Origin of the sequence: Streptomyces eurythermus (assembly GCF_014649115.1) — a bacterium.
In the GTDB taxonomy this organism is placed as follows: Bacteria; Actinomycetota; Actinomycetes; order Streptomycetales; family Streptomycetaceae; genus Streptomyces; species Streptomyces eurythermus.
The window spans coordinates 23,705-38,976 of record NZ_BMSK01000034.1; the positions used below are offsets into that span (position 1 = coordinate 23,705).

The 15,272-nt window shown below is 72.5% G+C and carries 13 protein-coding genes; 5 read left to right on the plus strand and 8 right to left on the minus strand.

Going from position 1 to position 15,272, the window contains the following annotated elements:
- Nucleotides 1-65: 65 nt before the first annotated feature.
- A complete protein-coding gene (locus IE251_RS38765) occupies nucleotides 66-1,772 on the plus strand; it encodes a RecQ family ATP-dependent DNA helicase (RefSeq protein ID WP_189757644.1) in 1,707 nt (568 codons plus the stop codon).
- Nucleotides 1,773-1,875: 103 nt separating this feature from the next.
- A complete protein-coding gene (locus IE251_RS38770; RefSeq protein WP_189757645.1) occupies nucleotides 1,876-2,421 on the plus strand; it encodes a hypothetical protein in 546 nt (181 codons plus the stop codon).
- A 19-nt stretch (nucleotides 2,422-2,440) separates the two neighbouring features.
- On the opposite strand, the gene IE251_RS38775 is transcribed toward IE251_RS38770, so the two are convergent.
- Complete coding sequence (locus IE251_RS38775) at nucleotides 2,441-3,385, minus strand: NADP-dependent oxidoreductase (RefSeq protein ID WP_189757665.1); 945 nt, start codon at nucleotides 3,383-3,385, stop codon at nucleotides 2,441-2,443.
- 625 nt (nucleotides 3,386-4,010) lie between these two features.
- On the opposite strand from IE251_RS38775, the gene IE251_RS38780 reads away from it, so the two are divergent.
- Both IE251_RS38780 and IE251_RS38785 read left to right on the plus strand, forming a co-directional pair.
- Nucleotides 4,011-5,069 (plus strand): LuxR C-terminal-related transcriptional regulator, encoded by a 1,059-nt coding sequence (locus IE251_RS38780; protein WP_189757646.1) that lies wholly within the window; start codon nucleotides 4,011-4,013, stop codon nucleotides 5,067-5,069.
- Between the two features lie 228 nt (nucleotides 5,070-5,297).
- Nucleotides 5,298-5,498 carry a hypothetical protein gene (locus IE251_RS38785; protein ID WP_189757647.1) on the plus strand — a complete coding sequence of 67 codons (201 nt, stop codon included), beginning with the start codon at nucleotides 5,298-5,300 and terminating at the stop codon, nucleotides 5,496-5,498.
- A 91-nt stretch (nucleotides 5,499-5,589) separates the two neighbouring features.
- Here IE251_RS38785 and IE251_RS38790 read toward each other — a convergent pair whose 3' ends face one another.
- Together IE251_RS38790 and IE251_RS38795 are read right to left on the minus strand one after the other, a co-directional pair.
- The gene (locus IE251_RS38790) at nucleotides 5,590-7,047 is read right to left on the minus strand and encodes a DHA2 family efflux MFS transporter permease subunit (RefSeq protein ID WP_189757648.1); all 1,458 of its coding nucleotides are present in this window, start codon (nucleotides 7,045-7,047) and stop codon (nucleotides 5,590-5,592) included.
- A 36-nt stretch (nucleotides 7,048-7,083) separates the two neighbouring features.
- Complete coding sequence (locus tag IE251_RS38795; protein WP_189757649.1) at nucleotides 7,084-8,166, minus strand: ferritin-like domain-containing protein; 1,083 nt, start codon at nucleotides 8,164-8,166, stop codon at nucleotides 7,084-7,086.
- 305 nt (nucleotides 8,167-8,471) lie between these two features.
- Here IE251_RS38795 and IE251_RS38800 point away from each other — a divergent pair, with 305 nt between their 5' ends.
- On the plus strand, nucleotides 8,472-11,333 hold the full coding sequence (locus IE251_RS38800) for an AAA family ATPase (RefSeq protein WP_189757650.1): 2,862 nt from the start codon (nucleotides 8,472-8,474) through the stop codon (nucleotides 11,331-11,333).
- Here the strand turns inward: IE251_RS38800 and IE251_RS38805 are convergent.
- The 5 genes from IE251_RS38805 to IE251_RS38825 are packed head-to-tail and all read right to left on the minus strand — an operon-like array spanning nucleotide 11,290 to nucleotide 15,271.
- Entirely contained in the window at nucleotides 11,290-11,583 is a 294-nt protein-coding gene (locus tag IE251_RS38805; protein ID WP_189757651.1) for a hypothetical protein, read from the minus strand. The genes IE251_RS38800 and IE251_RS38805 overlap by 44 nt on opposite strands.
- A 14-nt stretch (nucleotides 11,584-11,597) precedes the next feature.
- Nucleotides 11,598-13,205 carry an acyl-CoA carboxylase subunit beta gene (locus IE251_RS38810; RefSeq protein ID WP_189757652.1) on the minus strand — a complete coding sequence of 536 codons (1,608 nt, stop codon included), beginning with the start codon at nucleotides 13,203-13,205 and terminating at the stop codon, nucleotides 11,598-11,600.
- Nucleotides 13,202-13,801, minus strand: coding sequence for an NADPH-dependent FMN reductase (locus IE251_RS38815; protein WP_189757653.1), 600 nt, complete (start codon nucleotides 13,799-13,801; stop codon nucleotides 13,202-13,204). The genes IE251_RS38810 and IE251_RS38815 overlap by 4 nt, the downstream gene beginning before the upstream one ends.
- On the minus strand, nucleotides 13,798-14,010 hold the full coding sequence (locus IE251_RS38820) for an MbtH family protein (RefSeq protein ID WP_189757654.1): 213 nt from the start codon (nucleotides 14,008-14,010) through the stop codon (nucleotides 13,798-13,800). The genes IE251_RS38815 and IE251_RS38820 overlap by 4 nt, the downstream gene beginning before the upstream one ends.
- 25 nt (nucleotides 14,011-14,035) lie before the next feature.
- The gene (locus tag IE251_RS38825) at nucleotides 14,036-15,271 is read right to left on the minus strand and encodes a metal-dependent hydrolase family protein (protein WP_189757655.1); all 1,236 of its coding nucleotides are present in this window, start codon (nucleotides 15,269-15,271) and stop codon (nucleotides 14,036-14,038) included.
- Nucleotide 15,272: the final 1 nt, after the last annotated feature.

Below are 15,272 nucleotides of genomic sequence, written 5' to 3' on the forward strand. Positions count from 1 at the left end.
CACCCGCGTCGCCGGACCGGCCCGGGGTACCCGGAACAGCCCTGCCACCGAGCGAGGAGTGCGCCATGACCGGGGAAGGACCACCGGCCCGCGGCCGGTGGGCCGGGCGGCTGCGTGAGACGGCCGCCGAGGTGTTCGGCTGGGAGGGCCTGCGTCCCGGACAGCTCACCGCCATGGAGTGGGTGCTGGAGGGACGGGACTGTCTGGTCGTCATGCCGACCGGATCGGGCAAGTCCGCCGTGTACCAGGTCCCCGCCCTGCTGCTGGCCGGGCCGGTCGTCGTCGTGTCACCGCTGCTGGCCCTGCAACGGGACCAGATCGCGGGACTGCCCGGCGGCGACCGCGGCCCGGGCGCCGTCGCCGTCAACTCCGACCTCGGCGCGGCCGGGACCGAGGACGCCTGGGCGGCGGTGCGCGAGGGTTCGGCGCGGTACGTCTACCTGTCCCCGGAGCAACTGGCCAAGGACGAGGTCGTACAGCGGCTGGCCGAGGCGCACCCCTCCCTCTTCGTGGTGGACGAGGCCCAGTGCGTGTCCTCGTGGGGCCACGACTTCCGGCCCGACTACCTGCGCCTGGCCCAGGCCGTACGCGGGCTGGGCCGCCCGCCCGTGCTCGCGCTCACGGCGACCGCCGCGCCGCCGGTACGGCAGGACATCGTCGAACGGCTCGGCATGGACCGGCCGCGGCAGCTCGTCACCGGATTCGACCGTCCCGGCATCAGGCTCGAGGCGCACCGCCACCTGGACGACGACGAACGGCGCTCCCGCGTCATCGAGGACGCCGCGGCCGCTCCCAAGCCCGGCATCGTCTACGCGGCGACCCGCAAGGACAGCGAGTCGTACGCCGCGGAGCTGGCCTCCCTCGGGTTCGCGGCCGGCGCCTATCACGCGGGCCTGCGCGCCGCCGAACGCCGCCGGATCCACGAGGCGTTCCTCTCCGACGGTCTGGATGTCGTGGTGGCCACCTCGGCCTTCGGGATGGGCATCGACAAGGAGAACGTGCGGTTCGTGCTGCACGCCTCGCTGCCGGGCTCCCTGGACGCCTACTACCAGGAGATCGGGCGCTGCGGCCGCGACGGACGGCCCGCCCTCGCCGTACTGCACTACCGCACCGAGGACACGGGGATGCAGGCGTACTTCAGCAGCCGCACGCCCCGCCCGGAGGCCGTGGACGCGGTCGTACGGGCGGTCCACGCCCACCGCGACGCTCCACCGGACCTCGCCGGACTGAGACGGGACACCGGCATGTCGCGCGCCCGGGTCACCCGGGCCGTGAACCTGCTGGAGGAGGCCGGTGCCCTGGTCACGGACGCCTCGGGTGCCATCCGGCCGGTCCGGGGCACGACACCGTCACGCGCGGTGCGCCGGGCCGTGGACACCGCCGAGGCCCACAAGCGCATGGACCGCTCACGCGTGGACATGGCACGGGCGTACGCCGAGACCACCGGCTGCCGACGGCGCTTCCTCCTCGGCTACTTCGGGGAGGAGTACGAGGCCCCCTGCGGCAACTGCGACATGTGCGACGCGCCGGGAAGCGGCGACAGCGACCCGACGCGCGCCGAGCGGCATCCGGACGCCGGCACCTATCCTCCGGGAGCCGCGGTACGGCACGGAGAGTGGGGCGGCGGCACCGTGCTGAGCGAGGACGGCGACCGCATCACCGTGCTCTTCGACGAGGTCGGCTACCGCACCCTCTCCCTGGACGCCCTGGCCGCGCGGGACGACCTGCTCACCGTGGTGAGCGGCCCGGACGAGAGCGGGGCCGGGCCTTGAGCCGGCGGCGCGTACGGGCGCCCGGTCCGGCCTACGGCGATCCGATTCGTCGCTCGCGTGGGGAATCGTGGGAATCCCCCACCGCAACCGAAGGAGGCCGCAGATGAACACCCTCGAGCACTCCGGCGCCGGCCGGCGCCGGCCCACCGGAAGAGGTGCGGATGTGAGGCTGCTCGGCATCTACCTCAACGACCACCTCGCCGGCGCCACCGCCGGTACCGACCGTGCCGCTCGCCTGGCGCGTACCTCCCGAGGTTCCGCGCTCGGTCGCGCGATCGAGCCCGTGGCGGCCGAGATCGCCGAGGACCGGACCGCGCTGCTGGACATCATGCGGGACCTCGGCGTCCCCGTCCGCCGTTACAAGGTGAGCGCGGCCTGGGCGGCCGAGAAACTGGGACGGCTGAAGCCCAACGGCCACCTGGTGCGTCCCTCACCGCTCGGCACCGTCCTGGACCTGGAAGCCCTGCGGCTGGGCATCGAGGGGAAGACGGCCTGCTGGCAGACCTTGGGCCGGATCGGCGCCGCCGACGAGCGCCTGGACCTCGCCCGGCTCGCCGCCCTGCTCGAGCGAGCCCGGCGGCAACAGGAAACGATCGAGGAGTGGCGCGTCCGCCAGGCCGAGCGAGCACTGGCCGCCACAGCCGGCTGAACCCTCGGGAGGAGAGGTGTCAGGAAAAGTCCAGCACCACTCGCCCCCGCAGGCCGCCGGCTTCCAGCAAGCGGTGTGCCCGGGCCGCTTCGGCGGCGGGCAGCACCTCCGCGACGCGCATCGTCAGCAGGCCCTTCTCGGCCTGGCGGCACAGGGTGTCCAGGCCGGTGGTGTCGTCGATGCGTTCGGGCACCATCACCGGGTGCACCCGGATGCCCCGCTCGGCCGGTCCTGACCAGCCCCGGAGTTCGGCCAGGGCACCACCGTCCGCGACCGCGGGCACGATCTCGGTGGTCTGCACCGATCCGTCCACCGCCCCGGCCACTCCCTTGGGCACGAGCGCGCGGATCCGTCCGGCGATCCCGGTCCCGCGCTCGACGACGTGATCGGCCCCGAATCCACGGACCAGTTCCCCATCGCGCTCGGCCGCGTCGGCGATCACGGTCAGCCCGTCGGCCTTGGCCAGCTCGACCGCGTACCCGCCCACGGCGCCGGCGGCGCCGCTCACGGCGACCGTCCCATGACGCGGCACGGACAGCACGTCCAGAGCGAGGCGCGCGGTCATGGCGTTCATCAGCAGAGTGGAGGCCTCCGGAAAGCCGGCCCCTTCCGGAGCCGGCACCACCGACGCGGCGGGCACGACGACCTGCTCCGCGTAGGCACCGCCGTGCGGGCCGGTGAACAGCACCAGCGCCACCACCCGCTGGCCCACGGCGAGACGGCCGTCGGCCCCGGGACCGAGTTGGTCGATCACCCCGGCGGCGTCCATACCCGGTACGAACGGAGGCCGTCGGCCGGGCATGCGGACCGCGTGCCCGCCGGTACGCAGCAGGACATCGGTGGGACTGACCGCGGCCGCGTGCACGCGGATACGGACCTCGCCGGGACCCGCCTGGGGTTCGGGCAGATCCAGCACCCGCAGAACGTCCGGGCCGCCGAACTCGTGAATACCGATCGCCTTCATGCCCGCGCAACCGGCCCCGCGGGCCCGGTATTCCACGCGCCACTCAATGCGCCCGAAGACCATCGCCGCTTTTCAGCCATGTGCACGGGGGGCGGCGCAATGGTCCGGGAAATCCCGGTCGTGATCTTCCCAACGCTCCCGGGCCACTGGTAGCGTCATATTCCACTACTTGACTGGAGTCGTTTTCTGTGTAATCCGGTAGGGGGACGCACCGGCGCGGGTCCGTGATCGACGTTTCACGACGCGACCGCTGACCGCGGGGAGCGCACGAGGGGGGACAAGCGGATGTTCACCGTGGCCGAGTACCGCCTTCGGATCCCACCCCGGAGACCGACGCGGACGTTCGGCCGGCCTCCGGTCCGCCCGCCGGAGCGCCGCCTGCCGGCGAGCCCCGTCTCCGACGCCCGCGGGCCACGGGGCCGGCGCCATGGGCGGCCCCGCTCCACCGGTCACTGACCCGGTCCCGCCCCTGCGGCGGATCCGCGCATGCGCCGCCATCCAGCCGCCGGCCACAGGTGCCGCCGGGCGGTTCCGCCATGTTCCCGTCGTTCCCGTCGCGAATCGTGGCCGGCATGAGCCGCGTTCCCGTAGCGATCGTGGCCGACATGAGGAAGAGGGTTGCCCGATGAACATCCCGTACGGTCACCCGGCAGGGGACGAGGCCCACCCGGGCGAACTGTCACCGGCGGACGTGGACCTCTACCGCGAAGTCGCCGAGCACGGTCCGCTGCACATGGACGAACTGATGACGCGTCTCATGACGGGTGAGAACCGCGAGGCCGTCGCGCGCAGCATCGCCGTCCTCACCGCGGCCGGCCTGCTCAGACGTGTCGGGGCGGACCGGCTGGCCGTCGCCGACCCCGCGGACGTGTCGAGCCGGTTCCTCAAGCGCTGGGAGGACCGGGTCCAGGCCACCCAGCTGGACCTGCTGCGCGTGCGCGGGCAACTCGCCGAACTGGCGCTGATCCACGCCACGCAGCGACACGGCCACGGAGGGCCTCATCTGGAGCGGCTGGCATCGCTGGAGGACGTGACACGGCTGCTCGACCGGCAGGCCGGCGCATGCACACGGGAAGTGCTCGCCGCCCAGCCCGGCGGTCCCCGTCCCGCGGCCCAGTTGCTGGCCGCCCGGGACCGGGACCGGCAACTGCTCGAACGGGGCGTCCGGTTGCGGACCCTCTACCAGCACGCCGCACGCTTCCATCCGCCCACGGTGAAGTACGCCGAGGAGGTCACCAGACTGGGCGCCGAGGTCCGCACGGTCACCGGCGACCTCGCCCGGTTCATCGTCTTCGACCGCAGCGCCCTCTTCGTGCCGTTGCAGGACAGCCCCGGTGGCGCGCTGGTCGTCCGCAGCCCCGATCTCATCGCCTTCACCGTGCAGATCTTCGAGTTGCTCTGGTCGTCGGGCGAACTCATCCACAAGCCACGGGAGAAGTCCTTCGTCCAGGGCATCGCCGACCAGACGAGACGCTCGATCCTCCACCATCTGGTCCAGGGGCACGACGACCGGACGACCGCGCGCGCCCTCGGCATATCCGTGCGGACCTGCCAGCGGCACGTCTCGGAGATCATGCACCGCGTCGGTGCCACCAACAGATTCCAGCTGGGCTATCTCATAGGCCGGCACGGCCCCTTGGAGCAGGAGGGATCGATCTCCGCCCTGTCCCTGAAGAAAGGGTGACGGGAGTGGGATCACCCCCCGGGAAAGGCCGCGTCCCAGGGGCGCAATAGCGATCTTCGGCAGATTCGGCCTCCCGCCGCACATTCGTGTTTCCGCCGGTTATGCTCCCGTCGGAGCCGATTCGAAAGAATGGGCGATCCGCTGGGACTCGTGCTCGACGGCCGTGCGCCGGCCGGCGCCGGCGGCGGTGGTCCGTGCGCCCACACCTTCCTGACAGGAGAACGAAGCATGACAGCTCGTCCGTCCAGCATCGGTGCCAGAGCCGGCCTCCTCCTCGCTCTGGCCGTCGGCTGCCTCACCGCGTCCCACGCGTCCCACACGCCGGGCCCGACGGCCGCCACGGTGACCACGTCACTGTCCTCGAACGCCGACACGGGCTGGGGCGCGGCTCCGGCGGGCGACACCGGCTGGGGCCGCCTCGCCGTGTGACCGCTGTCCGCCGGCCTACCGGGCCGGCGTGACCGCCGCCCGCCGAGCCGTACGACCCGCGGACGGCGGTGTCCGTTCCTTCCCGCCGGCCTCACTGCGGCCGCGCGGACTCCTGCGCGGCCGCAGTGCTGTCCGCGGCGGCGGCAGCGGGCTGGGGCGGGGGTGCCGGGCGCAGGCCCAGGACGGTCAGGACCAGGCCGAAGGCGACCACCACGGTGGAGAAGACGAAGACGGACGTGAACACGTCGCTGCCGCTGATCGTGCGCTGCCCGCCGACCAGCACGGCGAACGCGGCGACGCCCAGCGCGCCGCCGAACTGACGGGCCGTGGTGTTGAGGCCGCTGGCCGTCGCGAACCGCGCGGGCGGCGCGGAGAAGGCGGCCGAGGCCGACGTCCCCATGGTCACCAGCCCCATCCCGATACCGGCCAGCGAGGCCACCGGGAACCACAGCGACCAGAAGGCCGGCCGGTCGCCGAGCGCCAGCACCAGCCAGACGCCGCAGGCCAGGAAGACCGCCATGCCGGCGATGGCGGCGGTACGCGGCCCGCCGAGCCGGGGCGCGAGACGGCTCATGCCGAGCGCCGCGACGGACGCCGTGACCGCGCCGGGCGTCATGGCGAGTCCGGCTTCCAGCTCGCTGTAGTGCCAGACATTGGTCAGACACAGCACGCTGGCCAGCAGCCAGGGGTACTGCGCCATGCCGTAGAGCAGCGAGACGACGTTGGTGACCGCGAAGGGCCGGTGGCCCAGCAGCGACATCTGCACCGCGGGCGCCGGATGCCGCAGCGAGCGGGGCACCAGTACGCCGATGGCCAGCACGCCCGCCGCGAAGACCGCGAGCGTCCGCGGGTCGAGCCAGCCCCAGTCCGGGCCCTCGGTGATGCCGAGGGTCAGGGCGCCGACGCCGAGCGTCACGCACACGGTGCCGAGGGGGTCGGGGAAGCGGCGGGCGGCCGGGGCCGGCGCGGGCGCAGGCAGCCGGGTGAGCGCGGCCGCGGTGAGCAGGATGCCGAACGGCAGGTTGATGTAGAAGACCGAACGCCAGCCGAGGCTGTCGACCAGCAGACCGCCCACACTGGGGCCCACCGCCGCGGCGAACGCGGACGCCGCGCTCCACACGCCGATCGACCTGACCCGGTGCTCGGCGGGGCCGTCGAGCAGCAGGATGGCGAGCGAGGCCGGGATCATCGCGGCGGCGCCGGCGCCCTGCACCATGCGCATCGCGATCAGCACGGGCAGGTTGGGGGCGAGCGCGCACAGCAGCGAGGCCACGGTGAAGGTGATGATGCCGCCGGCGAAGAGCCGGCGGCGCCCCATGACGTCGGCGAGCAGGCCGGCCGAGGCGAGCAGGGCGGCGAAGACCACGGCGTACCCGCTGATCACCCAGGACAGCGCGGACAGGGAGGCGTCCGCGAAGTCCCGTTGGAGATCGGGTACGGCCAGGTTGGTCACGGTGGAGTCGAGCATCGCGAGGAACGTGCCGCCTGACGCGGTGAGCGTCAGGGCGCGTAAGGCACGCGGCGCGGGAGCCGGAGCGGCCTGCTTCACTGGTGAGCACTCCTTGAGTGGACTGGTGTGGTGCGGTCACGCCTCCCCGGACGCCAGCCGGATGGTTTGCTCGACCTGCGCGACCCGCTCCTTGTCGAATGCTTCCGCGATGTCGTCGTCCTGCTTGGCCAGCGTGTCGATGTCCTGCTGCTCGAAGCCGATGATTCCCATGCCCGCGAACGTGTCCCGCATACGGGTACCGAAGAGGCCGATGTCCTTGAGCGTAGGCACGATCCGCGAGAACAGGTAGGTCTGGAACATGCGGTAGTGCTCGGATGATCGCATATGGCTGATGCAGTCGTCAGCGTCCACGTCGAGATTCCGCCAGACTTCCTCGCCCAGGAAGCGCTGTTGCATCAGATGGCATGCCTCCGCGCAGAACTCCTCGCGTTCGTTCCGTTCCGTTTCGGTCAGTTCGGGATAGTAATCACGCAACGCCAGCCTCCCGAAAGCGACATGACGCGCCTCGTCCTGCATCACGTAGGCATTCAGCGCCTTGGCCAAGGGCTCGCTGGCGTGGTCCCGGATCAAGCTGAAGGCGGCAAGGGCCAGTCCCTCGATCAGCACCTGCATACCGAGATACGTCATGTCCCACCGGGAATCCGCGATCACGTCGTTGAGCAGCGCCTTCAGCCCCGGGTTGATGGGATAGGCCAGGCGCAGCTTCTCCCGCAGATACCGGGAGTACACCTCGACGTGCCGGGCCTCGTCCATCACCTGGGTCGCCGCGTAGAACTTGGAGTCGAGGTCGGGAACCGTGTGCACGATCTTCGACGAGCAGATGAGCGCACCCTGTTCACCGTGCAGGAACTGGGAGAACTGCCAGGCGGCCAGGTGGTGGCGGACCGTGCCCCGCTCCTTGGCGCCGAGCCGCTCCCACACCCGGGTCCCGTAGATCGCGATCGTCTCCTCGGGCACCCCCATGGGGTCGTCCAGGTCGATCTCGGTGGACCAGTCGATCCGTTCGTTGGCGTCCCACTGCTTCTGTTTGCCCTTTTCGTACAGGCCGAGCAGCCGGTCACGCCCCTCGTCATACTCCCAGTCGAAGACCGTGGTGGAACCGTCGGGGACCTGCCACCGGGTCTGTTCGACGGGCAGCGCGTAGATGCGAGTGCTCACGAAAATCCCTTCTCCGGGGTGACCGCCTCGTCAGTCTGGAGGAGCGGCGCCCCCGGATGCAGCGGGGATATCCCTGGGTTTTCCCCGGCCGGCCGTCGCGCGGCCCCGGGGGCATCTTCGCGTTTCCGCCTGTCGTGATGACGTCGATCTCCGCCCCGCCACCGCGGCGAGTGCCGTCGGCTAGGGTGACGTCTTTGTGAACGAGCCGACGCTTCCCCGAACTTGACGGCCGGAAGTCTTTCACTCGCCACGGCGGCTCGCTCACACGTATCAGCCATGACCCGCATCAGCTGAGAGGGACATCGGTGGATCATGCTGTCAACAGTGATCAGGATTTCGCCGGGGGGAACCGGGGACTGGTCGGCCGCAGAGCGACGCTGGAATCCCTGGAGCACTCCCTGACCCAGTTACAGGCGACCGGCACTCCCCGCGTGGTCCTGGTGACCGGCGACCCGGGCGTGGGCAAGACGGCACTGCTCGGGGAGTTCGCGGACAAGGCACGCGCCCGGGACGCCGTGGTGGCCACCGGGCGGGCCGGCGCGTCCCTGGGCACGTCCCTGGGCGCGTTCGCCGACGCCTTCGACGAACAGCGCGAACTGGTACGCACCGTGCTGGCCGACTGGCCGCGGGAACGCCGCGAGCTGATGACCCGCATCCTCCGCGGCGAGCACGCGCGCCATGATGTGGCCGCGGCCGAGGGGCAGCCGGGGCGCAGAGTGGTCCACGAACTCGTCGAGGCCCTCGCCAGACCCAGCCTCGTGCTGGTCCTCGACGACCTGCACCTGGCCGACCCGGACTCCCTCGATCTGCTCGCCGGGCTGCTGCGCCGGCCGCCACGGGCCCGGTTCCTGGCCGTCCTCGGCTACCGCGACCGGCAGACACCGGAGCGGCTGCGCACGGCCGTCCACGGCCGGTCGGAGCGGATCGCGCTCGACCACCTCCCGCTGACGCCGCTGTCCGAACAGGACGTCGACCTGCTGCTCACCGGCACCACCGCCCTGTGCCGCAAGGAGCTGTACCGCCGCAGCGGTGGCAATCCCGGCTATCTGCGCATGCTCCTCACCGAGCGCTCCGCCGAGGCGCGCGCCGGCATCCTCGACGAACTGGTCCCGCTTTCACCGCCGGTGCGCCGTACCGTGCAGGCGGCGGCGATCATCGGCTGCGAGTTCGACGCGGAACTGCTGACGCGGCTGCTGGAGGAACCCGAGACGGCCGTGCTGGCGGCGCTCGGCGAACTGGTGCGCCGCGACATCGTCCGGCCGGTGGCCGCCGGCCACCACTTCGTCTTCCGCCACCCGGTGGTGCACCGCGCGATCTACGACGCGGGCGATCTGGCGTGGCGGGTGGAGATGCACGCGCGGGCCGAGGAGGCGCTGCGCGGCCGCGGCGCGTCGGCGATCGAGCGGGCCCCGCACGTGGAGCAGTGCATCAGGTTCGCGGAGTCGGAGGCGGTCGACCTGCTGTGCACGGCGGCCCGTTCGGTGGCGGCCACGGAACCGGCCCGCGCCGCGGCCTGGTTCCGCACCGCCCTGCGGGTGCTGCCGCGCGGCGCCGGTCTCGCGGTGCCCAGGGCCCGGCTGCAGACGGAGCTGGCGCGTGCCCTGGCGGACCGGGGCCGGCTCCGCGAGGCCAGGGAACTCGTCCACGAGGCGCTGCGCGTGCTGCCGCGGGAACCCGCCGCCGACCACGCCGAGGCGGTCGTGCTCGCCGCCACCGTGCAGCGGATGCTCGGTGCCCGCGAGGAGACCGAGGTGATGCTGCGCCGGGAGCTGGACGATCTGCCGTCCCAGGACGAGGTGGTCGCCGCCGCCCTCAAGTGCCAGCTGGCGGCCGGTCAGCTCTACACCGCCTGCCACGACGGAAGCGCCGTCCGGTGGACCGAGGAGGCCCTGGAGGTCGCGGGCCGCACCGGCCGGCGCGCGTTGCAGGGCTCCTGCCTCAGCCTGCTCGCCCTGATCGAGGCGGCCGAAGGCGGCGGGCGGTCCGGGACCGGACGGCTTGCCGAGGCGGTCCGGATCCTGGACGGCATGCTCGACGACGAACTGGCCGGCAGCCTCGACGCCGCCCTGTGGATCGGCTGGAGCGAGATCCTCGGCTGCGCCTGGGACGACGCCCTGCGTCACTTCCGCAAGGCCGTCGACTTCGCCACCCGCACCGGCCACCTGCTCTATCTGCCGCACCTGCTGGTGGGCCAGTCCTACGCCCTGTTCGCCCGGGGCGAGCTGTCCGAGGCCCGGATCGCCGCCGAGCACGCGGTCCACCTGACCGCGGACGCGGAGTGCCTGGAGGGGGTGATCAACGCGCACGCCATGCAGGCACTCGTCGACGTCGCCCGGGGACACACGGACCGCGCCCTCGAAGCCGCGCTCACCGCGACCGTCCACCCCCGCCACTCGGCGAGCAACTGGAAGGAGGCGATGGCCCTGCGCATCCTGGCCGAGGCACGGCTGGCGAGCGGCGATCACGAGGGGTGCCTGGCGGTGGTCTCCGAGGCCGGCGGCCCGGACCTGCCGACGGCGGACGCCGGCTCCCGCCCGGTCTGGTACGAGATGCTCACCCGCGCCGAGCTGTCCGCCGAGCGGTACGCCCGGGCCGCCTACTGGGCCGCCCGGGCCGCCTCCGCCGACCCCTGCGGGGCCATGGCGGAACTGGCCCGGGCGCAGGTGCTCACGCACACCGACCCCGGGCAGGCGCTGGGCCCCGCCGAGCGTGCCGTGGCGGGGCTGGAGTCCTCGGGGCGGGTGCTCGACGCGCTGCGGGCGCGGATCGTGCTGGGGGTCGCTCTGTGGCACCAGGACCGTTTCGACGACGCGGCACGGGAGCTGAAGGCCGCGGGGGCGGCCCTCGACCAGTGTGGCGCGGTACCGCTGGCCCGGGCGGCCCGCCAGGAGCGGCGCAGACTCGCGGCGCGTGCCCCGCGGGCCAGGGGACCGGTCGGTGGTTCGGACATCCTGCCGGCCCTGACCGGCCGGGAACGGCAGATCGCGGATCTCGTCGGGGAGGGGCTGACCAACCGGCTGATCGCCAGACGGCTGCACATCGCGGAGAAGACCGTCGAGATGCATCTGTCGCGTGTCTTCGCGAAGCTCGGCGTGTCCAACCGGGCCGCGGTGGCGGCCGTGATCACCCGGGAGCCGCCCGGCTGGGCGACGCCCAGGCCGGCGTGAGGTCCGGGCCCGTCCCCTCCCGGAGCGGGTCCCGCACCGCTTGGGGCCGGTCCCCGCCGGATGCCGGCGGGTCCTGAAGTGCGGGGCCCTCGGCGCTTCCGGCCGGCCCCAGCGGGATGCCGGCGATGGCGCCGACGAAGCGGGCGAGCATCCCGGCGACGGTGTCGGCCGGGTCCTCCTCCCCGCGCGCCTGCTCCCCGGGGTCGTGTGCGCTCTCCGCGTACGGCAGGACCCACCTCGGTACGATCACGCGTGCCGCCTTCCTCACAGGGGGATGTTGCTGTGCTTCTTGGGCAGAGCCGCGACCCTCTTGGTGCGCAGCGAGGCCAGCGCCCGGGCGACCGCGAGCCGGGTCCCGGCCGGTGTCACCACGTCGTCGATGCAGCCGCGCTCGGCCGCCACGTAGGGGCTGATCAGCTGCTCCTCGTAGGTCTCGGTCAGCCGGGCCTGCAACCGCTCGGGGTCGTCGGCGGCCCTCAGGTCGCGGTGGAAGAGCATGTCCACCCCTCCCCGCGCCCCCATCACGCCGATCTCGGCGGTCGGCCAGGCGAAGCAGATGTCGGCGCCCAGTTCCTTGGAACCCATGGAGGCGTAACCACCGCCGTAGGCGCGCCGGGTGACGACCGTCACCTTGGGCACGGTGGACTCGATGTAGGCGAAGCCGAGCTTGGCTCCGCGACGGATGATGCCGCCGTGCTCCTGCACCGTGCCGGGCAGGAAGCCGGGCACGTCGACGAAGGTGAGCAGCGGCAGGTTGAAGGCGTCGCAGAACCGTACGAACCTGGCGGCCTTCTCGGACGCGTCGATGTCCAGCGAACCGGCCAGGTGCAGCGGCTGGTTGGCCACGACACCAACGGTGGCGCCCTCCACCCGGGCGAAACCGCAGATGATGTTGCGGGCGAAGTCCTGCTGGATCTCCAGCAGATCACCGTCGTCGACCACCGCCTCGATGGCGGTGTGCATGTCGTACGGCGTCTCGGGGCTGTCCGGGATCAGCCTGTCCAGCGCCCGGTCGCGCTCGGTCGGCCCCCTGTCGGCCGGCGCCACATAAGTGGGGGGTTCGGTGGCGTTGTTGGCCGGCAGGAAGGACAGGAGGTCCTTGACGAAGGCGATCGCCTCCTCCTCCCCGTCGGCGTTGTAGTGGGCGCTGCCGGTGCGGCGGGTGTGCACCGCGGCGCCGCCCAGCTCCTCCAGACCCACGCTCTCGCCGGTCACCGCCCTGATGACGTCCGGGCCGGTGACGAACATGTGCGAGGTCCGCTCCACCATGACGACGAAGTCCGTGGCGGCGGGCGTGTAGACGGCGCCCCCGGCGCACATGCCCATGATCAGGGAGATCTGCGGGACCATGCCCGACGCCTGGACCGTGCGGCGGGCCACCTGCCCGTACGCGGACAGCGCGAGCACGCCCTCCTGCAGTCTCGCCCCGCTGGAGTCGTTGATGCCGATGACGGGGCATCCGGTGCTCATGGCGAGGTCGAGCAGCTTGCCCACCTTGACCCCGAAGACCTCGCCGACGCTGCCGTTGAAGGACGTGGCGTCCTGGGCGTAGACGCACACCTGACGGCCGTCCACGGTGCCGACGCCGGTGATCACGCCGTCGCCGTAGGGCCGCTGGGCGTCGATGCCGAACGCGGTCGAGCGGTGCCGGGCCAGGGCGTCGGTCTCCATGAACGAGCCCTTGTCCAGCAGCAGTCCGATGCGTTCCCGCGCGGTCAGCCGGCCGAGGATGCGCTGCCGCTGCGCGGCCCGTGACGAACCGGGCTGAAGCGCCCGGCTCTTGCGTTCCTCCAGTTCGGCGATCCGTTCCGCGGTGGTCCTGCGGGTGAGCGTGACGCGGGCGGCGGAACCGGCGTCCTCGGTGGAATTCATCGGGCTCCTTGTGCGGCGGCGCCGTGGCGGGCACCGAAGGCGTGGGCGAACTCGGTGGTCATGCGCCCGACGGTGGACAGCTGCTCCTGGACGCGCGTACCGCGCCCGCCCTGCGCGGTCAGCGCCACGCCGAGCGGCACCGGCCAGCCCCGCAGGGCGTGCACGATGGAGCGGAGCGCGGCCATCGTGGTGCCCCCGGACTGGGGGCCGTCGCAGCTGACCACACAGCCCACCGCCCTGCCGTGCAGGTAGGGCCGGTGGTCCTCGCGCAGGTCCTCCAGGAAGTCGAGGGCGTTCTTCAGCAGCGCGGCGACCCCTCCGTGGTAGCTGGGGGTGGCCAGGACGACGCCGTCCGCGCGGGCCAGCAGGGCCAGCATGTGCCGGACGGCGGGCCCGCGTTCGCGGTGGTGCGGCAGGAACAGCGGAAGTGTCCCGAGGAAGGCGCCGTCCAGCTTCACGGTGCGGGCGCCGGACGCCTCCGCGCCCCGCAGCGCCAGGGTCAGCGCCCAGTCGGTGGTGGAGTCCGCCCGGCCGGTGCCGCCCACTCCCACCACCAGGGGCCCGTCGCCCCCGGCGGTCGTCCCGCCGCCGTTCACCGGCCGGCGGTGCGCAGGCTCAGTGGCCGCATGTCGGTCCACACCCGCTCGATGTGCTCCAGGCACTCGGCCCGGCCACCGGAGAACCCCTCCCGGCGCCAGCCCCCGGGGACCGGCAGGCCGGCGTCCCACAGGGCGTACTGTTCCTCGTCGTTGACGACCACCGCGTACGCGGCGGTGCCGGTGTGCTCGGTGTGTTCGGCGGTCATGTCCCTCTCCCTTGACTGGTCCTGGCTACTTCCGTGTGTCCTTGACGATCCGGCCGCCCTTGACCACCAGCACCACGCGGTCGGGGTCGTCGAAGAGTTCCGGCTCGGCGAGCGGGTCGAAGTCCACCGCGATCAGGTCGGCGAGCTTGCCGGTCTCGATGGAGCCGATCCGGTCCGCGACGCGCATGATGCGGGCGTTGACCGAGGTGGCGGACATGATGGCCTCGCGGGCCCCGAGGACGCGCGCCTTGAGGGCGATCTCCAGCCCGCGCCGGTTCTGGTTCGGCCCGATGAGGTCGGAGCCCGACCCGATGGGCACGCCCGCGGCGCGCGCGGCGAGCAGACCGTCGGTCATGCCCTGGAGGGTGTCGCCGACCCGGCAGCGGATCTGCTCGGGCAGCCCGTGCTGGTCGAAGTTCTCCTCCAGCACCTTGGCGATGGCCAGGGTCGGCACCAGGCTCACCCCGCGCTCGGCCATCATCGCGGCCGTCGCCTCGTCGATCCCGGTGCCGTGCTCGACGCACTCCACACCCGCGCCGACGGCGTTGCGGACGCCGGCCACGTTGTGGGCGTGGACCGTGACATAGGTGTGCCGGGCGTGCGCCTCGGCGACCGCGGCGGCGATCTCCTCGACCGTGAACTGCGTGTCCTCCAACGAGTCCGAGAGGGAGACCACTCCTCCCGTGACGGCCATCTTGAGGAACGACGCTCCCTGCCGGAAGCACTCCCTGGCGGCCTTGCGCACCTCGTCGCAGCCGTCGGAGATACGGCCCACGGCGGTGAGCCCGCGGACCCGGAAGTGGAAGGTGGCGTCCGGCGGCAGGAAGGGCGATCCCAGGTGCCCGTGGCCGCCGCCCTGGACCAGCGGGGACGCCGAGGCCCAGATGCGCGGCCCCGGCACCAGGCCCCGGCCGACGGTGCGCAGGATGCCGTGGTCGATGCCGCCGCAGTCGCGCACCGCGGTGAAACCGGCGTCCAGGGTCTGGCGCAGGGTGCGGAAGATGTCGGCGGCCCGCTCGGCGACGGACAGCTCCATGTTGAGCACCGCCCGGGTCTCGCTGGAGTGCCCGATGTGCACGTGCGCGTCGATGAGACCGGGCAGCAGGGTCAGTCCGCCGAGGTCGAGCACATCGGCGTCACCGACCGGCCCGCGGTCGTCGACCGCGCCGATCCGGTCGTCCTCGATCCGGACCGCGCCGCCCCGGACGGGGTCGTTGCCCAGACCGTCGAGGACGGCGGCTCCGGTCAGCAGCAGTGTCATG